The sequence below is a fragment of the Halomonas sp. PGE1 genome (assembly GCF_013000985.1).
GTDB classification, from domain to species: Bacteria; Pseudomonadota; Gammaproteobacteria; order Pseudomonadales; family Halomonadaceae; genus Halomonas; species Halomonas alkalicola.
This window is the reverse complement of record NZ_CP053032.1, coordinates 2,003,633-2,027,549: the sequence shown is the minus strand read 5'-3', so window position 1 is coordinate 2,027,549 and position 23,917 is coordinate 2,003,633. Positions and strand designations below refer to the sequence as shown.

Annotated in this window: 26 protein-coding genes; 11 read left to right on the top strand and 15 right to left on the bottom strand. The window is 67.3% G+C overall.

Annotated features, from left to right (window positions below):
* Positions 1-162 precede the first annotated feature (162 nt).
* The 3 genes from HIR79_RS18820 to HIR79_RS09540 form a co-directional block, all read right to left on the bottom strand.
* Positions 163-345, bottom strand: a complete 183-nt coding sequence (locus HIR79_RS18820) for a helix-turn-helix transcriptional regulator (RefSeq protein WP_502708675.1) — start codon at positions 343-345, stop codon at positions 163-165.
* 167 nt (positions 346-512) lie between these two features.
* Positions 513-1,181: a hypothetical protein gene (locus HIR79_RS09545; protein ID WP_169958166.1), complete on the bottom strand. Its 669-nt coding sequence runs from the start codon at positions 1,179-1,181 to the stop codon at positions 513-515.
* Positions 1,178-2,458: a tyrosine-type recombinase/integrase gene (locus HIR79_RS09540; protein ID WP_169958165.1), complete on the bottom strand. Its 1,281-nt coding sequence runs from the start codon at positions 2,456-2,458 to the stop codon at positions 1,178-1,180. Before HIR79_RS09540 ends, HIR79_RS09545 begins: the two co-directional genes overlap by 4 nt.
* 268 nt (positions 2,459-2,726) lie before the next feature.
* On the opposite strand from HIR79_RS09540, the gene HIR79_RS09535 reads away from it, so the two are divergent.
* On the top strand, positions 2,727-3,872 hold the full coding sequence (locus tag HIR79_RS09535) for an FUSC family protein (protein WP_169958164.1): 1,146 nt from the start codon (positions 2,727-2,729) through the stop codon (positions 3,870-3,872).
* The gene (nadB, locus tag HIR79_RS09530) at positions 3,853-5,442 is read left to right on the top strand and encodes an L-aspartate oxidase (protein ID WP_169958163.1); all 1,590 of its coding nucleotides are present in this window, start codon (positions 3,853-3,855) and stop codon (positions 5,440-5,442) included. Before HIR79_RS09535 ends, nadB begins: the two co-directional genes overlap by 20 nt.
* Before the next feature lie 11 nt (positions 5,443-5,453).
* Here nadB and HIR79_RS09525 read toward each other — a convergent pair whose 3' ends face one another.
* On the bottom strand, positions 5,454-5,780 hold the full coding sequence (locus HIR79_RS09525) for a hypothetical protein (RefSeq protein ID WP_169958162.1): 327 nt from the start codon (positions 5,778-5,780) through the stop codon (positions 5,454-5,456).
* Between the two features lie 46 nt (positions 5,781-5,826).
* A complete protein-coding gene (locus HIR79_RS09520; protein WP_169958161.1) occupies positions 5,827-6,120 on the bottom strand; it encodes an FAD assembly factor SdhE in 294 nt (97 codons plus the stop codon).
* 191 nt (positions 6,121-6,311) lie between these two features.
* On the opposite strand from HIR79_RS09520, the gene HIR79_RS09515 reads away from it, so the two are divergent.
* From HIR79_RS09515 to lapB, 3 genes are read left to right on the top strand one after another with little or no spacing between them, the layout of a single operon-like run.
* Positions 6,312-6,608: an integration host factor subunit beta gene (locus HIR79_RS09515; RefSeq protein WP_169958160.1), complete on the top strand. Its 297-nt coding sequence runs from the start codon at positions 6,312-6,314 to the stop codon at positions 6,606-6,608.
* Positions 6,609-6,667: 59 nt separating this feature from the next.
* Entirely contained in the window at positions 6,668-6,973 is a 306-nt protein-coding gene (locus HIR79_RS09510; RefSeq protein ID WP_119022473.1) for a lipopolysaccharide assembly protein LapA domain-containing protein, read from the top strand.
* The gene (gene lapB / locus HIR79_RS09505) at positions 6,974-8,155 is read left to right on the top strand and encodes a lipopolysaccharide assembly protein LapB (RefSeq protein ID WP_169958159.1); all 1,182 of its coding nucleotides are present in this window, start codon (positions 6,974-6,976) and stop codon (positions 8,153-8,155) included.
* Between the two features lie 7 nt (positions 8,156-8,162).
* Here the strand turns inward: lapB and pyrF are convergent, their stop codons facing one another.
* Positions 8,163-8,864 carry an orotidine-5'-phosphate decarboxylase gene (pyrF, locus tag HIR79_RS09500; protein ID WP_169958158.1) on the bottom strand — a complete coding sequence of 234 codons (702 nt, stop codon included), beginning with the start codon at positions 8,862-8,864 and terminating at the stop codon, positions 8,163-8,165.
* 323 nt (positions 8,865-9,187) lie between these two features.
* Between pyrF and HIR79_RS09495 the strand changes: the two genes are divergently transcribed.
* On the top strand, positions 9,188-9,469 hold the full coding sequence (locus tag HIR79_RS09495) for a ComEA family DNA-binding protein (protein WP_169958157.1): 282 nt from the start codon (positions 9,188-9,190) through the stop codon (positions 9,467-9,469).
* Between the two features lie 214 nt (positions 9,470-9,683).
* Here HIR79_RS09495 and HIR79_RS09490 read toward each other — a convergent pair whose 3' ends face one another.
* Positions 9,684-10,445 (bottom strand): SDR family oxidoreductase, encoded by a 762-nt coding sequence (locus tag HIR79_RS09490; protein ID WP_169958156.1) that lies wholly within the window; start codon positions 10,443-10,445, stop codon positions 9,684-9,686.
* 230 nt (positions 10,446-10,675) lie between these two features.
* On the opposite strand from HIR79_RS09490, the gene HIR79_RS09485 reads away from it, so the two are divergent.
* The 4 genes from HIR79_RS09485 to HIR79_RS09470 all read left to right on the top strand — a co-directional run bounded on the left by HIR79_RS09485 (position 10,676) and on the right by HIR79_RS09470 (position 14,285).
* The gene (locus tag HIR79_RS09485) at positions 10,676-11,212 is read left to right on the top strand and encodes an FxsA family protein (protein ID WP_169958155.1); all 537 of its coding nucleotides are present in this window, start codon (positions 10,676-10,678) and stop codon (positions 11,210-11,212) included.
* Positions 11,213-11,410: 198 nt separating this feature from the next.
* Entirely contained in the window at positions 11,411-11,704 is a 294-nt protein-coding gene (locus HIR79_RS09480) for a co-chaperone GroES (protein WP_119022479.1), read from the top strand.
* Between the two features lie 57 nt (positions 11,705-11,761).
* On the top strand, positions 11,762-13,405 hold the full coding sequence (groL, locus tag HIR79_RS09475) for a chaperonin GroEL (RefSeq protein WP_119022480.1): 1,644 nt from the start codon (positions 11,762-11,764) through the stop codon (positions 13,403-13,405).
* Positions 13,406-13,544: 139 nt separating this feature from the next.
* A complete protein-coding gene (locus HIR79_RS09470; protein WP_169958154.1) occupies positions 13,545-14,285 on the top strand; it encodes an RNA methyltransferase in 741 nt (246 codons plus the stop codon).
* A gap of 148 nt (positions 14,286-14,433) precedes the next feature.
* Here the strand turns inward: HIR79_RS09470 and HIR79_RS09465 are convergent, their stop codons facing one another.
* The 6 genes from HIR79_RS09465 to HIR79_RS09440 all read right to left on the bottom strand — a co-directional run bounded on the left by HIR79_RS09465 (position 14,434) and on the right by HIR79_RS09440 (position 20,619).
* Positions 14,434-15,783, bottom strand: coding sequence for a Na+/H+ antiporter family protein (locus tag HIR79_RS09465; RefSeq protein WP_169958153.1), 1,350 nt, complete (start codon positions 15,781-15,783; stop codon positions 14,434-14,436).
* Between the two features lie 326 nt (positions 15,784-16,109).
* On the bottom strand, positions 16,110-17,114 hold the full coding sequence (locus HIR79_RS09460; protein ID WP_169958152.1) for an Lnb N-terminal periplasmic domain-containing protein: 1,005 nt from the start codon (positions 17,112-17,114) through the stop codon (positions 16,110-16,112).
* Positions 17,115-17,219: 105 nt separating this feature from the next.
* Positions 17,220-17,576, bottom strand: coding sequence for a RidA family protein (locus HIR79_RS09455; protein ID WP_110070422.1), 357 nt, complete (start codon positions 17,574-17,576; stop codon positions 17,220-17,222).
* Between the two features lie 140 nt (positions 17,577-17,716).
* A complete protein-coding gene (locus HIR79_RS09450) occupies positions 17,717-19,012 on the bottom strand; it encodes a TRAP transporter large permease (RefSeq protein WP_169958151.1) in 1,296 nt (431 codons plus the stop codon).
* Entirely contained in the window at positions 19,012-19,557 is a 546-nt protein-coding gene (locus HIR79_RS09445) for a TRAP transporter small permease (RefSeq protein ID WP_349304971.1), read from the bottom strand. The genes HIR79_RS09450 and HIR79_RS09445 overlap by 1 nt, the downstream gene beginning before the upstream one ends.
* Before the next feature lie 87 nt (positions 19,558-19,644).
* On the bottom strand, positions 19,645-20,619 hold the full coding sequence (locus HIR79_RS09440) for a TRAP transporter substrate-binding protein (protein ID WP_169958150.1): 975 nt from the start codon (positions 20,617-20,619) through the stop codon (positions 19,645-19,647).
* Positions 20,620-20,906: 287 nt separating this feature from the next.
* Here HIR79_RS09440 and HIR79_RS09435 point away from each other — a divergent pair, with 287 nt between their 5' ends.
* Complete coding sequence (locus HIR79_RS09435; protein ID WP_169958149.1) at positions 20,907-21,680, top strand: SDR family NAD(P)-dependent oxidoreductase; 774 nt, start codon at positions 20,907-20,909, stop codon at positions 21,678-21,680.
* A gap of 12 nt (positions 21,681-21,692) precedes the next feature.
* Here HIR79_RS09435 and HIR79_RS09430 read toward each other — a convergent pair whose 3' ends face one another.
* Complete coding sequence (locus tag HIR79_RS09430; protein ID WP_169958148.1) at positions 21,693-22,979, bottom strand: aminotransferase class IV; 1,287 nt, start codon at positions 22,977-22,979, stop codon at positions 21,693-21,695.
* The gene (lhpI, locus tag HIR79_RS09425; protein ID WP_169958147.1) at positions 22,976-23,917 is read right to left on the bottom strand and encodes a bifunctional Delta(1)-pyrroline-2-carboxylate/Delta(1)-piperideine-2-carboxylate reductase; all 942 of its coding nucleotides are present in this window, start codon (positions 23,915-23,917) and stop codon (positions 22,976-22,978) included. Before lhpI ends, HIR79_RS09430 begins: the two co-directional genes overlap by 4 nt.

Genomic DNA, 23,917 nt, shown 5'->3' with positions numbered 1-23,917 from the left:
TCCGAAAACAACATGCAGCCCAGCACAGCGCGGCAATGGGTGCCGTGATTCTCGTCTGGCGGAAAGGTCGGGCAGCGGCTAGAATGGGCGTTGCTAAACGTCTTCTCTGAGCCCTCGCCGCCGACCGCCATCGGCGCGGGGGTTTTCTTTTGGCCTGTCATGTTATGCGCCCTCCCCGCTGGTAGAGGTACGAACGTTCTCTTCGATCCAGGCGAGAACATCGTCGGCGCGGTATCTAACATGCCGGCCTAGTTTGATGAACTTGGGGCCTTCGCCGGCCCAGCGGGCTCGCTCGCACCATGCAGTCGACTTGCCAAGGTACGCGGCGAGGTCGCGCTGATTCATCAATTTAGGAAGTGCTACGGTTGTTTCGGTAGAAGGCGTGCTATTGCTGGCTGCCGTGGTGGTCATCTGTAATACCTCGGGCTCGTTCTAAGGTATTACCTATTCAATATCACGCGGCGGCGCTTGTTACGTGGTGATAAGGACGGCGCTTATCACCACACGGGATTTTACAGGTCAAGATACACTCCCATAGTCGTTTTCTGAGCCTTGACCCTAGAATTTTTTACCCAAATGTCATACATAGTCTTTTCACTAAAACTTCCCCCTTTCGGTTGCCTTATCAATCCCTTATCGTCACTGGCAACAATGTAGTAAAAGACGTCTGCAACAATATCGCACCCGCTAACATCTTCACTTCCCACTTTTCTCGTTGGCGATACTCCTGCCCGTCGAAGCATCCAGACAGCAAACGCCAATCGCTCATTTCTCAAATCAGTAAGACTTCTTGTCCCATGCCCCGACTTGGGGCGCTCGGGATTATCTCTTAGGACAGTGACCACAAATCCAGCCAGCGCGGGCGTTAGCTGCTGCCCGTTCTCAATCATTGAAGCTGAGACTTTTTTAGCAGCTTCAAAAGCTGCTGCATCGTTAGCGCTCTCCTCAATCAGTTGCTCAGTAAGGTCAACATCATGACCGGCAATGTTAATTATCGGCCCCCTCATAATATGTTGAAACCACCATTCAACTGACCCTTCCAGCTCGCTATCACGGCTTAAATCGGCAAGATTACTTTGAAGGTACAGCCAAACTTCAACGATTTTTGGCAAAATGTCGTTGTCAACTTTTCCGCGCCAATGTATATCAACCTTTTTTTCTATCTGCTCTTCCGTCATCATGCCCGTGCCCTCATTTCGATGACCTGGGCGCTGGGCTCGTCCCTGCCCTCTACCATGCGGTGCAGCTTCTCGAGCGCCTCTAGCTTCTCTTCCTCGAAGTCATCATGCACATAGTGCCGGCGCTGAATGCTGCCAGTACCGTGACTGAGCAACTGGGCCAGAACATCAGAACTGACGCGGTACGGCTTGCCCATCAGGCGCGTCTCGATGGTGGCGCGGATGGTGCCGGCCGTGAAGTGTCCGTTCTCCAGCTCGCCGGCCTCTTCCATCTGAGCGCGGATCTTCGCCGCTATCTCATTCAGGAAGTCGGCATAGATAGGCGTCTCGCCGCCATTGTGGGAAAAGACGTAGGGGCCACCGCCTGTAATCCGGTCGATACACTCCAGCGCCTCGGGTAGCAGCGGGATTACATGGACGCGGGGTTGTTTCCTACGTCCCTTGTAGTCCATGACTGTCATCGCCATGGCGTCCCGGTCGAGGTCTTCCAGGGTGACGCGGGCGAGCTGCTGCTGGCGCTGTCCGCCGGTCAGAACGTGAAGCATGGCGAGCGAACGGTGCGGCTCGGGTAGCAGCTTCACGCGGCGCCAGTAGGCGCGAAACTCGGCAATCGACAATGCGCGGCTTCGGGGCTTGCTTGAGCCCTCCACCTTGCGCATCTCGCGTGCCGGGTTGCTGGTGATCGTCATGCGGCGCATAGCGGCCGGCATATTGACGTTGCCGCGTGCGGCTATCGCCTCACTGAACGCCGTCTTTATATAGCTGCGGATCTTGTCAGCCTGACGGGGCTTGTCAGCATCCTTCAGCCGGCCCACGATCTTCATGCAGTCGTCGAGGTCGATACTGGCGGCGGGCTTGGCCCACAGCTTCGGGAAGGCGTCCTTGATGTCGCGGGTGATCTGATTCTTGACCGCTTTCGCGGATAGCTTGCCCTGGGCCTCGAGTACATCACCGTATGCGGTCATCAGGTCGCCGAACGTGGCGGCGCCTGCCTCCTCCTTCTCTGGGCGCGGATCTTGTCCGTCTGCTATCTGCCCCTGTATCCTCTTTGCCTCCTTACGCGCCTGCTCGGCGTTCTTGGCGGGGAATTTTCCAATGGTGACGCGGATCAGCTCTTTGTTGACGCGCCCCTGATAGAAGAACGTCTTGCTACCGCTGGGCATCACGCGGATGCCATAGCCGGTGATCTCGCTATCCCAATAGATAGCGCGCTTGCCGTCGGCGGGTGTCAGCTTCTCGACAGCCGTCTTAGTGAGTTTCACCTTCGCGGGGTTGGCCATGCTCTTAGTCCTCTCAGTGCATCGCGGTGCATCACTGGTGCATCACGACAGTTCGAAGCTGTGCGGGCTTCCTAGGGACTAAGGTAGACCTAACCTCATGTATTTACAAGGCGTTCAAAGATGCACAGGACTGATTCAAAGTGTCCGGTATGGACTTAAAATCCCTCGGTGGCGACACCGTGCCGGTTCGAGCCCGGCTCCGGGCACCAGTCTCTCCGTCCTTCGCCTGGACCGACACCCAAGCGGCGCACCAGCGGGGCCTTGCCTCATGAACCTGCCGCCCCTGCGCGACCCCTTCTTTACCTATCGTTTTCGCCGCCGCCTGCATGTGGTGCGCGTTCTGTTGGCCCTGACGATCACCTTCGTCATCATCCGCCTGTTCGAGATCCCCCACTCCAGTTGGGCGCTGGTCAGCACCGTGATGGTGATGGGCAACCTGCCGCATATCGGCGGCGTGCTCGACAAGGGCCGCCAGCGACTGCTGGGTACCGTGCTCGGCGCGGCCAGCGGGCTCGCGCTGATCCTCTTTCCGCCCGCCGCTCCCCTGCTGATTCCCGCCGGCAGCCTGGTCGCCATCGGCGTCGCCACCTGGCTCACCTTCGGCAATCGCCACGGCTACAGCGGCCTGATGTTTGCCATCAGCCTGCTGCTGGTGGTCGGCGACGGCAGCCACGACCTGGGCATCGGCCTGTGGCGCGCCTTCGACGTGCTGCTCGGGACCCTGGTGGGCATCACCGTCACCGTACTCGTGCTGCCCCAGAAGGCCACCGACATGATGCGCTTCATGCTGGCCGAGAACCTCGACCGCATGGCGCGCCTGTTCCATGCTCACACCACCGCCGCGGCCGCCCTGGACGTGGATACCCGCGCCCTGCTCAAGGCCACCAGCTCCGCCCTGGTCAAGCAGCGCGGCCTGGTCGATGCCATCCATCGCGAGCGCCGGCTCACCCGCGACGAACTCGACGACGTCATCTCCCTGCAGCGCCGAATGCTCTCCACCATCGAGCTGCTGCTGGAGACCCACTGGACAACCCGGGAGGGCCACGACCGCATCGAGGCCATGACGGGACTGCGCGAGGAGCAACACCGGCTGGCCCGGGAGCTCGGCACCCTCGCCTTCCAGGTACGCACTGGCCAGCCCATCGCGGTCACGGTGAGCCCCTTCAACCTGCAGCTACACGCCGAGCTGGCCACCACCGCGGTGAGCGATGAGGGACGCACCCTCTTCAGCCCCAGCGGCTATCTGTGGCTAAATCGCGAGCTGGCCCGCGTCACCGGCGACCTGGTCGCCTGCCTCGGCGGCCTGACCCGGCTTCCCAGCCGCCGCCTGCATCGCGCCTCCGGGCGCAAGTGGGCACCCCGCGACACCGCCGCCACCGACAAAGGAACGCAAGATGACCCACGGCAATCATGATGTGCTGATCATCGGTGGCGGCGTTGCCGGCCTGGTGCTGGCCCTGGAGGTCGCCGAGCGGCGGCGGGTCACCCTGCTGCGCCCGGCCAGCGACGACCAGGGGGCCAGCCGCTGGGCCCAGGGCGGGATCGCCGCGGTGCTCTCGCCAAGCGATGACTTCGATGCCCACGTGGCCGACACCCTGGTGGCCGGCGACGGCCTCTGCGACGAGGCCGCCGTGCGCTTCACCGTCGAGCAGGGGCCTGCCGCCATCGCGCGACTGCTGGCCCTCGGCGTGCCCTTCACCCCGGACCCCAGCCCCGAGGCCACCTACCCCTACCACCTGACCCGGGAGGGCGGCCACGGCGCCCGGCGCATCATCCACGCCGCCGATGCCACAGGTCTGGCGGTGATGGAGACCCTCAAGGCCCATGTGACCGCACATCCTGCCATCCAGGTGCTGGACGACCTCACCGCCATCGGCCTGATCGGCGACACCGCCGGGGCCTGCCGCGGGGCGCGCTGCCTGGATGGCCAGGGCCGGCTGCACGAACTGCTGGCCGCGGACACAGTGCTGGCCACCGGCGGCGCCAGCGGGCTATACCGCCATACCACCAGCCCCCACCCGGCCAGCGGCGAAGGCATGCTGATGGCGGCAGAGCTGGGGGCGGAACTGATGAACCTGGAGTTCCAGCAGTTCCACCCGACCTGCCTCTATGATCCCGACGGCAGCCCCTTCCTGATCAGCGAGGCGGTGCGCGGCGAAGGTGGACGGCTGCTGAACGTCAACGGCGAGCGCTTCATGCCCGCCCTGGACCCGCGCGCCGAACTGGCGCCGCGCGATATCGTCGCCCGGGCCATCGATGCCGAGATGCAGCGCACCGGCAGCGACCACGTGCTGCTCGATATCCGCCACCTGGGCGAGGCGGCGATCAGCCACCACTTCCCCACCATCCATGCCCACTGCGCCAGCCGCGGCCTGGACATCGCCCGGGAGCCGATCCCGGTGGTCCCCGCCGCGCACTACAGCTGCGGGGGACTGGCCACCGACCTGGCCGGGGCCACCACGGTGCCGAACCTCCACGCCATCGGCGAGGTGGCCTGCACCGGGCTGCACGGCGCCAACCGCATGGCCAGCAACTCGCTGCTGGAGTGCCTGGTGTTCGCCCGCAGCTGTGGCGCCGCACTGCTTCGGGACGCACCCCCTGGCGCGTCGGCTCAGGCCGCGCCCCTGGTGCCGCTCCCGGACAGCGGCGACAGGCTGGCCGATCCCCAGGTGCTGTCCAGCATCCGCGAGCGGATGCGCCAGATGATGAGCGCGCGGGTGGCGATCGTGCGCCATGATGCCGGGCTGGACGAGGCCGCCGAGACCCTGGAGGCACTGCAGCGGGAACTCGCCCCGCTGGTGGCTGCCTGCGCCCCCACGGTCACCCTGGCCAGCCTGTGGCAGGCCTTGCGCCTGGCGCGGCTGACCGTGGCCAGCGCCCGTGCCCGCCGCGAATCTCGCGGCCTGCACTACAACCCGGGCTGCCCCGGCCACGCCCCGGGGACCGCGCAGCCCTCGCGGGTCCATCTCGCGGACCTCGACTGACGGCCTCCTGCCTAGCGCTGCTGGATCAATAGGCGACGCAGCCGCCATAGCGAGGCGGCGTCACTGCTGTCCGGCCACAGCCATAGCCGTCGGCCGTTGAGGCGCAGGCCGATCAGCCAGGGGCCGAGATAGTCGCACTCGAGGGAAGCCGGGCGCCAGGGCGCCTCGCCGTGCTGACGCCACTCCCAGCGCAGACTGCCGGCCTGCGGGCCGCCATCGCCGGGCACCAGGGCACGCAGCTCGCCACGCACCCGCCGCCGTGCGGCGTCGAGGACGACGCCCGGCATCGCGACAGCGACCAGGGCGGCCAGCCAGGCCGGGGCATGCAGAAACGCCATGCCGACCACCGCAGCGGCCAGCAGGGCGTGAAGGAGGAGGGAGAGCCTAGACGGGACGATGCCCAATGCTGTCGGCGCTTTCGGCATGCTCGACGATCAGCTGCACGATGCGGCGGCGGTCCGGGTCCTCCGGCCAGTCGCGGCGCATCAACCACATGAACAGGTCCTGGTCCTCCTCGTCGATCAGCTGCCGGAAGGCCAGCTGATCCGCCTCGTCGAGGCTGTCGTAGCGCTGCTCGAGGAAGGGCACCAGCAGCAGGTCCAGCTCCCACATGCCGCGACGGGAGTGCCAATAGAGCCGCTTGCGCAGTGCCGCTTCCTGGGGTGATTGCTCGTTCAACGTCGACCTCGCCTGTCCGGTGGGATGTGTCACCACAGTATACCCGACCCCCCCGCGAACGGCAGCCGCCAGCCGCGCCATCTGCCAATGGTCGTAGTGCGTTGTTTTATCACAACTTGCCGAGTATGCTTTGGAGAAACAACAGCGCCAGGCGGGCCGGCTCTTTCGCCCACCGCACAGGGAGAACGTCGATGACCAAGTCCGAGTTGATCGAGCAGATCGCCGCACGGCAGCCGGAGCTGTCGATCAAGGAAGTCGAGGCTGCCGTGCGCCTCATCCTCGACGACATCACCGACACCCTGGCCGAAGGGGGCCGCGTCGAGATTCGCGGCTTCGGCAGCTTCTCGCTGCACTACCGGGAGCCCCGGGTCGGCCGCAACCCCAAGACCGGCGAACCGGTCGCGCTGGAAGGCAAGTTCGTGCCACACTTCAAGCCAGGCAAGGAGCTGCGCGAGCAGGTAGACGCCAGCCGCGCCCTGGGCTACTGATCGGCTCCGGTCACCCACACCATGATTACCGGCACCACCATTACAGGGGACACAAGCGCATGCGTTGGCTAAAAGGCCTGATCCTGGCCGTCATTCTGCTGGTCGTCCTGCTGGTCGGCATTCTCTTCGCCGTGAACAACCAGCAGGCCCTTCCGCTCAACCTGATCTGGCTCGAGCTCCCCGCGGCCTCGCTGTCCGTCTGGCTGCTCGCCTCCCTGGCGGTCGGGGTGCTGCTCGGCATGCTGGCCATGAGCGGCGTCTACCTGCGCCTGCGCACCCTGCTGACCCGCGCCCAGCGCCACAACCAGCAGCAGCGCAAGGAGCTCGATCGACTGCGCGTTCAGGAGCTCAAGGAACTCCCCTAAATGCCCGACGCCCTGCTGCTGACGCTGTTGTTGGCAGCGGTCGCCATCGGCTGGTGGCTCGGCCGCCGCGAACGCAGCAAGCCCTCCGATCCCGCGCCATCATCCGGGCTGGCGCGGGATTATTTCGTGGGGCTCAACTACCTGCTCAATGACCAGCAGGATCGCGCCATCGAGACCTTCGTGGCGGCACTCGAGGTCAACAGCGAGACCATCGACACCCATATCACCCTGGGCAACCTGTTTCGCGCCCGCGGCGAGGCGGACCGGGCGGTGAAGATCCATCAGAACCTGCTCGCCCGGCCGACTCTCTCCGTCGCCCAGGGAGAGCGTGTGCAGCTGGAGCTGGCGCGCGACTTCCTGGCGCTGGGGCTGCTGGACCGCGCCGAGCGGCTGCTGCATACCCTGGTGCGCGACTCCCAGGACGAGGAGCGGCGCCTGTCGGCCAAGCGCCTGCTCACGGATCTGCTGGAGCGCGAGGGAGAGTGGCAGGCGGCACTCGAGGTAGCCCAGCCCCAGCTGATACGCCAGAGCGATGACATCCGCCGCGCCGCCGCCCACTGGCTCTGCCAGCTGGCCGAGCAGGAGCGCTTCGAGGCCAGCCCCGGCCTCGCCCGCAAGCACCTGCGCCGGGCGCTGGCCATCGACCCCCGCTGCGTGCGCGCCAACCTGCTGCTGGCCGCCATGGAGCACGACACCGGCCACTACCGCCAGGAGATTCGCCTGCTCGACCGCATCCCCGGCCAGGATGCCGCCTTCACCCCCACCCTGCTGCCTCCCCTGGCCGCCGCCTATCGGCTGCTCGACGACGAGGACGGGCTGGTTCGCCACCTGCAGCAGCTGGTGGAGCGCACGCCCTACACCAGCGTGATTATCCTGCTGGCCGAGACGGTGCGCCACCGGGATGGCCTGCAGGCCGCCATCGACCTGGTCAGCGAACAGCTCAACCGCGAACCCAGCCTGGGCGCGCTGGACTACCTGATCGACCTCTACCGCCAGCTCAGCGTGGGCGAGCCCCTGGCGCAGCTCCAGCTGCTGCAGCGTCACACCCACACGCTGCTGGAGGCCCTGCCCCGCCACCGCTGCCGGCGCTGTGGCCACGCCGGCGAGCAGCTTCACTGGCAGTGCCCGCGCTGCCGCAGCTGGGGCACCACCAAGCCGATCACCGGCATCGAGGGCGAGTAGCCCGACCTCAGCCGGCGGCCAGCTCGGCCTCGATGGCCGCCAGCGCCGCCATGGGATCATCGGCCTGGGTCACCGGGCGCCCCACCACCAGGTGGGTGCTGCCCGCCGCCATGGCGTCACGCGGGGTCATGACGCGACGCTGGTCGCCGGCCACCGCGAAGCTCGGGCGGATGCCCGGGGTGACCTTGAGGAATGACTCGCCACACAGCTCACGCAGCCGCGCAGCCTCCTGGGCCGAGCACACCACCCCGTCCATGCCGCTCTGGCTGGCCAGCATCGCCAGGCGCTCCACCTGCTCCGCCGGGGTGACGCCGACCCCCACCTCGGCCAGGTCCTCGGCCTCCATGCTGGTCAGCACCGTCACCGCGATCAGGTGGGTGGAGAGCCCGTGGCGCTGAAGCCGCTCCCTGGCCGCCTCCATCATGCGACGACCGCCGCCGGCATGGACGTTGACCATCCACACGCCCTGCTCCGCCGCCGCCTGAACGGCGCCGGCCACGGTGTTGGGAATGTCGTGAAACTTGAGATCCAGGAACACCTCGAAGCCGCGACCATGCAGCGCCTCCACCACGTCGGGGCCGCTGCGGGTGAACAGCTCCTTGCCCACCTTCAGGCGGCAGCGGGCCGGATCGAGGCGATCGGCCATGCACAGGGCGGCATCCAGGGATGCATAGTCGAGAGCGATGATCAGGGGCGAATCGGTAGACACGGGCCGGGCTCCAGGCAAGGGACAGATGAGCGACATTATATCAGCCCGAACCACCAACTCGCGTAGGAGATCGCCCCGCGGTGCGTCTCCCCGGGAGCCCTCCAGCGAAGCGCGTGGCTACCCCTCGCTGCCGGCCCTGGCCTACGTCGGCTGGCGGCACCCGCTGACGACAGAGGCCCCGGGCGCCCGCTAGCTTGAAGAGTGCCCCGACGCAGAGGGCTCCGGGTGAGCGGCACGACCCAAGGTCCAGGAAGAAGACACCGTCGACGGCGACAACCAGCAACAGGCATCACCCAGAACAGTGAGAACATGAGGAGACGATCATGAAGGGAGTGACACGCAACGCACTGGCCGGGGCACTGCTCGCCCTGCTGCTCGGCCTGGCACCGCTCGGTGCCGTGGCGCAGGAGATGGCGCCGATCAACGTCAACACCGCCGACGCGGAGCTGCTCAGCGAACTGCCGGGGATCGGGCCGGCCAAGGCGGCCGCCATCATCGAGGAGCGCGAGGCCAACGGGCCCTTCGAGAGTGCCGAGGACCTGACGCGGGTCAGCGGCATCGGCGCCGGCACCGTCGCCAACCTGGAGGACCAGGTCAGCTTCTGAACCGGCCGGAAGCGCAGCGGCCGCCGGGAAGATCCCGGCGGCCGCTCGATTTTACGACAGCAGGCGTTAAAGGGAAGCGCTGATTTATGTCGCGAGCGATGAGAGGCTGACCGCCGCCGGAACGGAAAAAACCGGAGTTTACACGGCAGTAAATGAGGATTTTGAGTACCGCCGGCGGTCAGGATATCGAGCGCAGCAATAAATCAGTGTTTCCCTAGAGGCGCAGGCCGCCGTCGCACTCTATCACCCGCCCGGTGAAGTAGGCATTCTCGAAGATGAAGGCCACGCTCTGGGCGATGTCCTCCGGCTGGCCCAGGCGGCCCAGGGGCACACCGGAGGTCAGCTTCTCCAGCATGTCCTGGCGCATGGAGGCGGTCATGTCGGTCTCGATGAAGCCCGGGGCCACACAGCCGGTGCGAATGCCGTAACGCGCCAGCTCCTTGGCCCAGGTGGTGGTCAGCGCGACGACCGCCGCCTTGCAGGCCGCGTAGTTGCTCTGCCCCATGTTGCCGGCCCGGGAGATGCTGGAGATATTGACGATCACCCCCTCGTTGCCCGCCTCGATCATCTGGCTGGCCGCCTCGCGGCCGCACAGGAAGACACCGGTTAGGTTGACGTCCATCACGGCCTGCCAGCTCTCAAGCGACATCACCTTCTCGACCCTGCCCTCCTTCGCCTTCACCAGCAGGGCGTCGCGCAGGATGCCGGCGTTGTTGACCAGGCCGCTCACCGGCCCCAGGGAGGCGGCGATATCCCCGAAGGCTTGCTTCACCGACGTCTCGTCGGCCACGTTGGCCACGAAGCCACGGGCCTCGATGCCCGCCTGGTGCAGCCGGGACACGGCATCGTCCAGGGTGGCGGCATCGGTATCGATCAGCGCCAGACGGGCGCCTCGACTGCCCAGCAGCTGGGCCATGGCCAGGCCGAGGCCGCGGGCGCCACCGGTAATGGCAATCACGGAGCTATCGAGTTTCATCGTCAATCCTCCAGGGGGATGGGGCGATTCAGGGCCGACCTGGCGGCAGAGTCCTGGACATCGCTCTTTTGGGGTACAAGTAAGGTAGCAGAGTTTGTGCAGCGCACCATAGCGCTATCGATATGACAATCTATGCGGTCTGGCATCGCCAAGGCGAGCAATGCGCGTCAACGCTTGAGTTCTCGCGAAGCGCCCCCATCATTTGCGCAATTGACCCTCGCGGAGTTCCCATGCCCTTTCTGCTTGCCTTTACCCTCTTCGCCCTGCTCGACTTCGTCATCCTCTTCTCGGTAGGCAGCCAGATCGGCCTGCTCACCACCCTGCTGATGGTGCTGGCCACCGGTTTCATCGGCCTGCACCTGATTCGCCATGAAGGGGCCGCCACCTGCGCCCGTGCCCGGGAGCGCCTGGAGCGCGGCGAGGCCCCCTCCGGCGAGCTGCTTACCGGCGCCGCGCTGATCTTCGGCGGCGCCCTGCTGATGGCTCCCGGGTTCGTCTCCGACGCCCTGGGGTTCCTGTGCCTGATTCCCGACGCGCGCCGCCTGCTGGGCAAGCTGCTGGCCCGGCTCGGGGTGCGCGCCCAGGGCATCCACGTGGGCGGCGGCTTCGGGTCCGGCCCCCGCCAAGGCCCCGCCGATGACTGGCGGCAGGCCTCGGGCGAGCAGCGGCCGGGAGACTCAAGGGCGTCCTCCTCGGCCAGCGACGGCAACAGCGGCGAAGGCCCGCTGGAGGGAGAGTTCATCTCCCGCGACGATGCACGGCGCTGAGCCAAAAAAATTTCCCCGGGGGCCTTGAAAGCCCCTTGGCGAGCCCCACTTATCGCTCAGCAACAAGTTTCGGCGCGGCTGTCGCGCCATTGACACGGAAGGCGTTCAGCGCCTCCCCCTCGCAGGCGGAGCCTGCGAGGTGATGACCAGAACCGCCGGGAGACCCCGGCCATGTGAAACATCAGGAGAACGTGAGCAATGAACATCCGTCCCTTGCACGATCGCGTCATCATCCGTCGCGTTGAAGAAGAACAGAAGACCGCTGGCGGCATCGTGCTTCCGGGCAGTGCCCAGGAAAAGCCGACTCGCGGCGAAGTGCTTGCCGTCGGTAACGGCCGGATTCTCGAGAACGGCGATGTGCGCCCGCTGGACGTGAAGGTAGGCGACACCGTGATCTTCAAGGATGGTTTCGGCGTCGAGAAGCAGAAGATCGACGGCGAAGAAGTCCTGATCATGAGCGAATCCGACATCCTGGCCGTGGTCGAGGGCTGATTGCCCACGCCCCTCGCTATCCCTCAGACGTTCACGAATTGATAGGAAGAGATCGAAATGGCAGCGAAACAAGTCAAGTTCTCCGACGACGCCCGCAAGCGCATGGCCCGTGGTGTCGACCTGCTGGCCAACGCCGTCAAGACCACCCTGGGCCCGAAGGGTCGCAACGTGGTGATCGAGAAGTCCTTCGGCGCCCCGACCGTCACCAAGGACGGCGTCTCCGTGGCCAAGGAGATCGAACTGAAGGACAAGTTCGAGAACATGGGTGCCCAGATGGTCAAGGAAGTCGCTTCCAAGACCTCCGACGTCGCCGGTGACGGCACCACCACCGCCACCGTGCTGGCCCAGTCCATCGTCAACGAAGGCCTGAAGGGCGTCATTGCCGGCATGAACCCGATGGACCTCAAGCGCGGCATCGACCAGGCCGTGATCGCCGCCGTCAAGGAGATCGAAGCCCTGTCCGTGCCCTGCACCGACACCAAGGCGATCGCCCAGGTCGGTACCATCTCCGCCAACGGTGACAAGCGCATCGGCGAGATCATCGCCGAGGCGATGGAGAAGGTCGGCAAGGAAGGCGTCATCACCGTCGACGAGGGCCGTGGCTTCGAGGACGAGCTGGAAGTCGTGGAAGGCATGCAGTTCGACCGCGGCTACCTGTCGCCCTACTTCGTGACCAACCAGGACACCATGCAGGTCGAGCTGGAAGACCCCTACATCCTGCTGGTCGACAAGAAGATCTCCAACATCCGCGAGCTGCTGCCGGTGCTGGAAGCCGTCGCCAAGGCGGGCAAGCCCCTGGCGATCATCGCCGAGGACATCGAGGGCGAGGCGCTGGCCACTCTGGTGGTCAACACCATGCGCGGCATCGTCAAGGTCGCGGCGGCCAAGGCCCCGGGCTTCGGCGACCGTCGCAAGGCCATGCTGCAGGACATCGCCATCCTGACCAACGGCACCGTGATCTCCGAGGAAGTGGGCCTGACCCTCGAGCAGGCTACCCTGGACCACCTGGGCACCGCCAAGCGCGTGACCATGTCCAAGGAGAACACCACCATCATCGACGGCGCCGGTAACGAGGGCGACATCGAGGCCCGCGTCAACCAGATCCGCGCCCAGATCGAGGAGACCTCCTCCGACTACGATCGCGAGAAGCTCCAGGAGCGCGTTGCCAAGCTGGCCGGCGGCGTAGCCGTCATCCGCGTCGGTGCCGCCACCGAAGTCGAGATGAAGGAGAAGAAGGCCCGCGTCGAGGACGCCCTGCACTCCACCCGCGCCGCGGTCGAGGAAGGCGTGGTGCCCGGCGGCGGTACCGCCCTGGTGCGCGTGCTGACCAAGATCAAGGACCTCAAGGGTGACAACGAGGACCAGACCCACGGCATCGCCATCGCCCTGCGCGCCATGGAGTCCCCGCTGCGCCAGATCGTCACCAACGCCGGCCAGGAAGCCTCCGTCATCCTCAATGAGGTGAAGAGCGGTGAAGGCAACTTCGGCTACAACGCCCAGACCGGCGAGTTCGGCGACCTGTTCGAGATGGGCGTGCTGGACCCCGCCAAGGTGACCCGCACCGCGCTGCAGTCTGCCGGCTCCGTGGCTGGCCTGATGATCACCACCGAGTGCATGATCGCCGACGATCCGGAAGAAAAGGACGCCGGTCCGGACATGGGCGGCATGGGTGGCATGGGTGGCATGGGCGGCATGATGTGACCACGCCCCCTGCCCCAGGCGCTGCGTCACGCAAGGCCTGAGACAGACCCCGCCGGCGCGAGCCGGCGGGGTTTTTGCTTTAAGATAGCCACCCTCCGCCCTCTACCCTCTCCCCATCAGCCGACAACAGCCGCCTCCCATGCTCTCGAATATCCGCATCGTTCTCGTCCAGACCTACCACCCCGGCAATATCGGTGCCTCGGCGCGGGCCATGAAGACCATGGGGCTCGACGACCTGGTGCTGGTCAACCCGCGCCAGTTCCCCGACCCCGAGGCGACCCGGCTCGCCGCCGGTGCCGAGGATCTGGTGGAGAACGCCCGGGTGGTGGGCTCGCTTGGCGAGGCGCTGAGTGATTGCGTGCAGGTGGTGGGGGCCAGCGCCCGGCTGCGCAGCCTGCCGCTGCCCCACTTCGATGAGCCCGACGCCATGGCCCGGGAGCTGGTCGAGCACGCCGCCACCGACCCGGTGGCGCTGGTGTTCGGCCGCGAGCGCTCAGGCCTCACCAACGACGAGATTCGTCTATGCAGCCACCAGGTGAGCATCCCGGCCAACCCCGAGTACGGCATCCTCAACCTCTCCCAGGCGGTGCAGGTGCTGGCCTACGAGGTGTTCAAGGCGTGGCGCCAGCGCCCGGAGAGCGGCTACCGGCCCCAGCGCCCGGAGGAGGAGCGCGCCCCCAGCCGCGAGCAGCTCGGCCACTTCCACCACCATCTGTCGCGGGTGATGCGGGAGAGCGGCTTTCTCACCCAGCCCCACGCCCGGACCGAGGCCCAGCTGCAGGCGCTCTTCGCCCGGGCCCAGCCCAGCCGGAAGGAGCTCTCGCTGCTGCGGGGGCTGCTTGCCTCCCTGGAAGTCCACTTGCCCGAGGAAGGAAAGTAAGGGGCTTCCAGAGGGGCGCCGGGGGCAAGCCGAAAGGGAGGTCCTACGCCAGGGATGGCGTCGGTAGCTTACAGGGAGGTATTCACAGCGCCTCCCTGCAGGCTTGTCACCGGATCAGCCCCGAACGGTGATGGCTAGACTTCAGGACTCAGAACAGCATGGCCGCCGCCCAGCCGAAGGCGATCAGCGGGATGTTGTAGTGCAGGAAGGTGGGCACCACGCTGTCCCAGATATGGTCGTGCTGGCGGTCGACGTTGAGGCCGGAGGTGGGGCCGAGCGTCGAATCCGAGGCCGGGGAGCCGGCGTCGCCCAGCGCCGCCGCGGTGCCCACCAGGGCCACGGTGGCCAGGGGCGAGAAGCCGAACTGCACCGCCAGGGGCACGAAGATCGCCGCGATGATCGGGATGGTGGAGAAGGACGAGCCGATCCCCAGGGTGATGAAGAGCCCCACCAGCAGCATGATCAGCGCGGCCAGGCCGCGGTTGTCGCCGATGATCGCGAAGCTCGACTGCACCAGGCTGTCGATCTCGCCGGTGGCGTTCATCACCGCGGCGAAGCCCGAGGCGGAGATCATGATGAAGCCGATCAGCGCCATCATGCGCATGCCGCTGGTGAAGAGGTCGTCGGCCTCACGCCACTTGAAGATGCCCCCCAGGGAGAGCAGCGCGAAGCCCATCAAGCCGCCCAGCACCATGGAGCCGGTCCACAGCTGGATGCCCAGCGCCGCCACGATGGCCAGCCCCGACATCACCAGCCCCAGGGCATGGGGCTCACGCGGCTCGGGGTGATGGTGCGGCACGTTGGTGGTGGCCACCTCCAGCGCCTGGTACTCCCGCGGGCGGCGGTAGCTGAAGAAGAGCGCCACCGCGAGCCCCAGCGCCATGCCGCCCACCGGCACCGCCATGGCCATGGGCACCATGCCCCGGGTGATCTCGAGCCCCAGCATCTCGCCGGCGCGGTTGATGTTGGCCAGCAGGATATCGTTGAGGAAGATCGCCCCGAAGCCCACCGGCAGCAGCATGTAGGGAGCGGTCAGGCCAAAGGTCAGCGCACAGGCCACCGCCCGGCGATCCAGGCGCAGCTGGTTCATCACCTTGAGCAGCGGCGGGATCAGGATCGGAATGAAGGCGATATGCACCGGGATCAGGTTCTGGGAGGAGATCGACACCAGCAGCACCGCGGTCAGCAGCAGCGCCTTGACCGTGGCCTGGCGAGCCTCGCTGGCCTCCTGGCCCAGCAGACCGATCAGCTTGCGCGCGAGCAGGTCGGGCAGGCCCGAGCGCGAGATCGCCACCGCGAAGGCCCCCAGGGTGGCGTAGGCCAGGGCGACCTGGGCACCGCCGCCGACGCCGTCGTTGAAGGCGGAGAGGGTCTCCTCAATGGAGAGCCCGCCCACCAGGCCGCCGACCAGGGCCCCGACCACCAGAGCGAAGACCACCGAGACCCGCGCCAGCGACAGGCCCACCATCACCAGCACCGCAAGAATCACTGCATTCATGTCATGTATCCGAACAGGAGGAAGGGGTTGAATGACAAAGCGGCGGATTCTACCAGAGACCACCCGCACAGCCGAATCCTCCACCTGTCATCTTCCGGTCATGCCGGTGTGATCGATCTGTCATCTGTCTGGGCGAGGATATCGGTGGGTCGATGCACTACGGCTCGGCAAGGGAGACTGCCCCGCCCCGCAGGGATGCGCCGGTGCAGGATGCACCTCAGGAGGAGCGGCCGAGGGCCGGTCAGGCACCGGGAGGGTGCCCAGGGAGGCATGGCATCACGCCACGGCATCTGCCGTGGCGTTCTTGTGGGTCGCAGGCGGGGGCGTCACGACCAGCCCGGCACGCCCTCGCGTATGCGCCGCGAGAAGTCGGGGGCGTCGTGGGCCTTGCGGGCACGGTCGGTGATGTCGCCAAGCCTTCTGAGCTCGGCGAGCCGATAGCCCGGCACCAGGCCGCCGTGGTCGTGGACATAGCCGGGCAGCAGCCCGGTGAGCAGCAGCCGATGGTCCAGCGGCAACCCCTCGATGATCCGCCGCATCATGGCGAAGACCAGGGTGGTGCAGTTCGCGGTGATGGTGTGGTAGAAGCGCGGCGCTCCCTGCAGGCGATTGGCCTCCGCCACCAGGGCCAGCAGCAGGTCGCGACGTGCGCTCTCGCCCAGCGTGACGCGATAGAGGGTGACGGACTCCTCCCGCACGTTGCTGCGCAGGCGCACGGCATCCCGCTCGTCGGCGGCGATGATCGCCAGCTCATACTGCTTGAAGAAGCCGCCGATCTCCGAGAACACTTCGTGGCGCTCGCGACGCACCTCCACCGAGAAGGCCAGGAAGTCGTCGATCTCGCCCTCCTCGTCCGCGAAGCCGAACGACAGCAGCACATGGGCGATGCCGGGACGCCCCCAGCCGGAGACGATCAGATCCAGCGAGGCGAGTCGGTTCAGCGGGTAGCGCCGCGGCTCCCAGGCCACCCGGGCCCGATCGCGGGTCTGCCAGTCGAAGCAGCGCACCCGGTCCAGGGTCAGCCACTCGCCTTCCTGGCGGCCGGTGGCCAGGTGGGCCACATCATCGGCCCAGTCGAGATCCGCCGCCGGCTCGAGGCGGCGCCACCAGGCCAGCAGCGCCAGCATCTGCACCGCAAGCCCGGCGATCGGTCCTATCCTCGCGCCCTTGCCGTAGAGCCAGAGCCAGAGCCCGCTCGCCAGCAGCCACAGGGCCACCGCCAGCAGCCGGCCGGGGCGCGCAAGCGGCAGGCGATGCCCGAGCGCCAGCCCACCCCACAGGGCACACAGCGCCATGGCCAACCTCAGGCCGAGATCGACGATCAGCAGCATCGAAAGTCTCCAGAGCGGAATGGCGCGAGGCTAGCATGACCGCCCCGGGGCGGCCTCAACGCTTCTGCCAGGATGCGGCGGCGCAGGCCGCCGCCGCAGAGGGGATCAGGCGTCCGGCAGGGCCGCGGTGATCATGATCTCCACCTTCCAGTCCGGACGGGCCAGCTTGGCCTCGGTGGCAGCGCGCACCGGCGGGCGGCCCGGCACCACCCAGGCATCCCAGGCCGCGTTCATCTGGTCGAACTCGGCCATGCTGGTCACCCAGACCTGGGCGCTGATCAGGTGCTCCTTGGAAGTGCCGGCGGCGGCCAGCAGGCGGTCGATCTTGGCCAGCACCTGCTCGGTCTGACCGCGCATGTCGGCGCTGGCGTCGTCCGGCACCTGGCCGGCCAGGTAGACGGTGCCGTTGTGGACGGCGGCCTGGCTCATGCGGGTGTTGCTGTCGTGATAGGTAACGCTCATGTGGCTCTCTCTCGTCTCGTCGGGCGGGGCCCGGAAGTGGGTCGGCCTCCCCGGCCAGGCAGGCACCGGGAAGGCCGACAGGGTAGCGCCCCCGGCCCCACCAGGCGAGTGCCGAAGGCAGGGCCGGAGGCATTTCGGCCTCAGTAGCCCAGCCGAGCGGGCAGCCAGGTGGCCAGCGGCGGCACCGCGATCAGGATCAGGATCGTGAGGATGATGGGGATCAGGAAGGGCAGCACCGCCGTCACCACCTGCCCGTAGCGCAGCCGGGTGATGCCCACCATCAGGAACAGCACGTTACCGAAGGGGGGCGTGATCACCCCCACCGACAGGGTGATCACCATGACGATGCCGAAATGGATGGGGTCCAGGCCCGCGGCGAGCGCGGCCGGCACCACGATGGGCGTGAAGATCAGGATGCTCTCCACCACCGACATGAAGCAGCCGATCAGCAGGAAGAAGAGCGCGAAGGCCAGCAGCAGGAAGACGGTGGGCATGTCGATGCTGGCCACCTGGCCGGCCAGGGCCTGGGGAATGCCGATGCGCACCAGGATCCAGCCGTAGAAGCTGGACACCGCGATGATCAGCAGGATCGCCACGCTGAACATCAGGGTGCGCCGGAAGGCCAGGTAGAGGGCCTTCGGGGTCAGGTCGCGGTAGACCACCGCCCCCAGGATGATCGCGTAGAAGGAGGCCACGGCGCCCGCCTCGGTGGGCGTGAAGAAGCCGCCCCAGATGCCCCCCACGATGATCGCCGGCATCATCAGCGGCAGGATCGCCCGGCGCCCGGTGCGCAGCACCTCGCGTCCGTCGAAGGGGGTCGGCGCCGGCATCACCACCCGCTGGGTCGCGCCCAGGGCCACGGTCATGCCCATCAGCAGCAGCGCCATGAGAATGCCCGGCAACAGCCCCGCCATGAACAGGGCGCCGATGCTGACGTTGGCCAGCCAGCCGTAGACCACCAGGGCAATGCTGGGGGGCAGGATCGGGCCGATCACGCTCGACGCCGCGGTGATCCCGGTGGAGTAGCCAAGGTCATAGCCGCGCTCCTTCATGGCCTTGATCTCGAGGCTACCGAGCCCCGCCGCATCGGCCACCGCGGTGCCGGACATGGTGGCGAAGATGGAGCTGGCCACCACGTTGGCATGGCCCAGTCCCCCCTTGGTGAAGCCGACCAGGGCCGTCGCGAAGTCGAAGATCCGCGTGGTGGTGGAGCCGGTGTTCATGATGTTGGCGGCCAGGATGAACAGCGGAATCGCCAGCAGCGTGAAGTTGTTGAGGGTCTGCACCATGCGCAGCGACATCAGCTCCACCGGCAGGCCACCGCTGCCGGTGACCGCCAGGGCGATGAAGGAGGTGATGCCGATCGCCACCACCACCGGCAGGCCGATGATCATCAGCGCCAGCAGGCCGCCCACGAAGATTGCCAGTTCCAGCATCAGCGCGGCTCCTCATCGTCGCGGCCGCCACCCGGCAGCCAGGCCACGCGGCCGCGCAGCGCCTGCCAGGCGGCTATCAGCGTCATCCCGGCAAAGCCGATGAAGATGCCGTAGTAGAGGTAGCTGAAGCTGATCCCCAGCGAGACGGTGCGGTTGTTGGCGCTCATCTCCGACATGATCCAGGCGCCCCAGGCGGCCAGCGCGAAGAAGCCGCAGGAAAGCAGCGCATTGAGGCGGTACTGCAGATCCAGCGCCAGCCGCGACATGCGATGGCTGAACAGGTCCACCAGCAGGTGCTCGCCGCGCACCAGGGCGGAGAGCGACCCGATGCCGACGGCGTAGATGGCCAGCAACGAGGCCACCTCCTCGGTCCAGGGCATGCCCAGCCCGATGAAGTCCCGCGCCACCACGGCGGCCACGATGAGCAGCAGGATGCCCGCCAGCAGCAGCACGCCCAGCGCATCGCAGACCAGGGTCAGGCCGCGCAGCAGCCAGTAGGCCAGGCGGTCCACGGGCCCTTGGGGTATCCCGGTTTCTTGCACCACGAAAGACTCCTCGATGATTCCCGGTGACAGCACGGCGGCGCCCCAGGGGGCGCCGCCGGCATCGTCACATCAACGGTTAACGCGGGCTCAGTCGTTGCCGCCCAGCGCGTCATCCATCACGCCATCGGCCATCTCGGCCAGGATGCGCTCGATGGCCGGCATGGCCGCCGCGCGAAACGCCTCCACGTCCGGCTCGATGATGGTCATGCCGTTGGCCTCGAGCTGCTCCAGGTAGTACTCGTCGAGCTCGCGCTCCACCTCGGTCCCGTGCAGGCGGGCCACCTCGATCGCCTCGGCGATCAGCGCCTGGTCATCGGCCTCCAGCCTGTCCCACCAGCGCTTGCTGGCCACCCAGTTCCAGGGGAACTGCACGTGGCTGGTGAGGATGATGTGGTCCTGCACCTCCCACAGGCGGCGGGTGTAGGGCGACGAGAGGGAGTTCTCGTGACCGTCCACCTGGCGGGTCTGCATGGCCAGGTAGATCTCCGGCGCCGGCACGTTGACCACGGTGGCACCGATCTCCTCCCACACCTGGAGCCACACGGGCAGGGAGGGCAGGCGCATGCGGAAGCCCTGCAGGTCCTCGGGCGAGTGGATCGCCTTGTTGGCGGTCATGTGGCGGGGGCCACGATGCTGGGTCCCGAAGTACTTGATGCCGCCCTTCTCCTCGGCGATCTCGACCAGCGTCTGGCCGGAGGGGCTCTCCATGAAGGCATCCACCTCGTCCCAGGTGGCGAAGACGAAGGGCACGGTGATGGCGTCATACTCCGGGGCATACTGCTGACGCCAGTTGCCGCCGGTGATGGAGAGCTGGGTCTGGCCCAGGTTGAGCAGCTCGAGCACGGCGTTCTCGCCGCCCAGCGAGCCGGCCAGGAAGGGGCGCACGTTGAAGCGGCCCGGCGCCTGCTCCTCGAGGTACTCGGCGAAGCGTTCGACGGCGGCGCTTTCCGAGCCCCCCTCGCTCATGGTGTTGTTGACCTGGATCTCGATGGTGCTCGCCAGGGCCAGCGGGGCAACGGCCAGCCCGAGGCTGGCCAGGGTGGCGATGAGTGTCTTGCGCATCAGCGTGTCTCCGCGATTCTTGTCGTTCTGGTGGTTCGCCGGCTGCCGCTGGCAGGCCGCGCGGCGCAGTATGTCGATTTTGTAACAGTCGCTGGGCTTGCTCAAATCGACGTTCATGAAGGCAGGCTTCGCCGATCACGATAGCGAAGAATAGCCCGGCCGGCCTGGCGGCGACGCCTCGACCGCGCCGGATACGACCAAAGCAGCATAGGCATGCGAACCGCTGCGGGACTCTGATGCCAGGGGACGCTGCCCTTCCCCCTCCACCCCAAGACGGAGATTTCACCATGCACGAAGCCACCCCCATCGCCTTCATCACCGGCGCCACCTCCGGGATCGGCGCGGCCTGCGCCCGGCGCTTCGCCGAGGCCGGCTGGTCGCTGGTGCTCTCGGGACGCCGCCAGGATCGGCTGGAGGCCCTCCAGGCGGAGCTCCAGAGCGACCGGGTGGCGGTCCATGCCCTCGCCGTGGACCTCGCCGACAGCGAGGTCGTGCAGGCCGCGATCGATACGCTGCCCGAGGCCTTCCAGCGCATTCGCGTCGTGATCAACAGCGCCGGGCTGGCACTGGGCAAGGGGCCGGCCCAGCAGGCGGAGCTGGCCGACTGGCACCGCATGATCGATACCAACATCAAGGGGCTGGTCACGGTGACCCGCCTGCTGCTGCCGCACCTGATCGCCACGGGGCCGGGCGCCACCGTGATCAACCTCGGTTCCATCGCCGGCCACACCCCCTATCCCGGCGGCCACGTCTACGGGGCCACCAAGGCCTTCGTGGAGCAGTTCAGCTACAACCTGCGCTGCGACCTGGCCCCCCACGGGGTCCGGGTCACCGACCTGGCGCCGGGAATGACCGAGAGCGAGTTCACCCTGGTGCGCATGAAGGGCGATGCCGGCATCGCCGAGGAGTACTACCGAGGCACCCGCGCCCTGCAGCCGGACGATGTGGCCCGCCAGGCGCTGCACATCGCCGAGCTGCCGCCCCACGTCAATATCACCCGCCTGGAGGTCGCGCCGATCTGCCAGCAGTGGTCGCCCTTCACCATCCTGCGTGATGGCTGAGGCCACAGCCCCTTACACCGGGGTCAGCCAAGCGCCGAACGCCGCCAGGTCAGCTTCCAGCTCCCCACGCACCAGGCGGCCATAGAGCCTCTGCAGGCGAGCGGTCACCGAGCCGTCGGCGATGGGGGCACCGACGGCGGGCCCCCCGATGCGGGCGCCGATATGGCGCCCATCGAGCTCGCGCAGCGGCAGGATCTCGGCGGCGGTCCCGGTCAGGAAGGCCTCGTCGGCGATGTAGAGCTCATCACGGGTGATGCGCCGCTCCACCACCTCCAGGCCGAGCCCCTCCCGGGCCAGGCGGATGACGCTGTCGCGGGTGATGCCCTGCAGGCAGGAGGTTACCTCGGGGGTGTGCAGCACCCCGTCGCGGACCAGGAAGACGTTGGCCGCGGAGGCCTCGGCCACGCAGCCCTCGGGGTCGAGCATGATCGTCTCGTCGAAGCCCGCCTTGACGGCGCTGTTGAGCAGCATCTTGCCGAGCGGATCCTTGGCGCAGGCGTCATAGCCGCAGGCCACCACGATCAACTCCGGAGCGAAGGCCTCGATGGCCGGCAGCACCAGGGTGTCCATGGCGTACTCATAGGCACCGATGCCACAGCCGGGTGGTAGCGGCAGGTTGAGGTCGGTGCCGAGGGCCGCTGCCCCGCCCTGCTCCGCAAACTCACCGGTTTCGAGCGGATAGTTGCCCGCCTGGTGGAGGGAGATCGTCAACACCTCTGGGGTATTCCAGAAGGCGCCCTGCTGACCGTTCCCGTGGTGCACGTCCCAGTCGAGGATCGCCACCCGCCCCACCTGGCCCAGGGCGCGGGCGCGCATCACCGCCACGGGGATATTACCGAGCAGGCAGAAGCCCCGGCCGCGATCGGCCTCGGCGTGGTGGCCCGGAGGCCGGCACAGCGCGTAGGCCTGACTCAGCTCACCGGTGGCGACCGCCTCCACGGCGCCCACGGCCAGCCCCGCGGACTGGCTTGCCGCCGCCAGGCTCCCTGGCAGGTAGGGCGCGCAGTCGCCACCGTCACCGCCCCGCCCGGCGTCACCCGCTGCCAGGGCATCCAGGTAGCGGGTCGTATGGAAGCGCTCGAGATCCTCCCGGCTCGCCGGCGGCGGCTTGCGCACCGCCAGCTCGTCGATCAGGCCCGAGACCTCCAGCAGGTTCTTGAGCCGGCGCTTGCTCTCGGGGCTCTCCGAGGCGGGCTGGGGCTGAAGGAACTCGCCAGGTGCCGAGAACACGCCGATGGCACCAGGATCGTGCCAGAAGCAGCGCTCGTGCCAGAAGAACCCGGTGGCAGCGCCCGTCATGCGGGCGGCTCCAGCCGTTCCCACACCTCGATGGCAGCGGCGAGATCCTCCAGCGACGCCCCCACCGACTTGAACAGGGTGATCGCGTCGGGAGAGGAGCGCCCGGGCTTCACGCCGCGCAGCAGCTCGGCCAGCTCGCCACGGATGTCGGCGAAGGCGAAGGCCCCCTCGTCGATGGCCTGGAGGATATCCCCCGCCTCGCCCCGGGCGCCGGCGTAGGTATCGACGAAGACCTCGCTTCTGACCAGGCACTCGGCATCGGTCTCGCGCATGGTCGGGCGGAAGGCGCCGATCAGGTCGAGGTGCGTGCCGGGCGCGAGCCAGGCGCCGCGGATCAGCGGCTCGGTGGAGAGCGTCACGCAGCAGATGATGTCCGCCTCCCGCGTGGCCGCTTCCAGGTCGGTCACCGCCGAGGTGTCGAAGCGGTCGGCATATTCGGCGGCGAGGGCCTCAGCCTTTGCGAGACTGCGTCCCCAGATGCGCACCCGCCGAATGGGTCTTACTGCCGCGTGGGCCTCGATCACCATGGGCGCCAGCTTGCCGGTGCCCACCACCAGCAGCGTCTCGGCGTCCTCGCGGGCCAGCTCGCGGGCCGCCAGCGCCGAGGCCGCGGCGGTTCGCCGCCGGGTCAGCTCGCTGCCGTCGAGGCAGGCCAGGGGTCGCCCGTGGGCGCCCTCGCTCAGCAGATAGACCCCGGCAATGGCAGGCAACCCGTGCTCGGCGTTCTGCGGGAAGACATTGACCATCTTCACGCCGATGTAGCCCTCGCGCTCCCAGGCGGGCATCAGCAGCATGGTGGCCTCGCCGTCGGGCCGGTGCATGGCATGGTGATGACGAGGCGGTGACTCCACGCCTTCTCGGAAGGTGTGTGCCAGGCGCTGCACCAGGGGTTCCCAGGGCAGCGCCTCGGCCACCTCAAGGGCCGAGACGACTCGCAT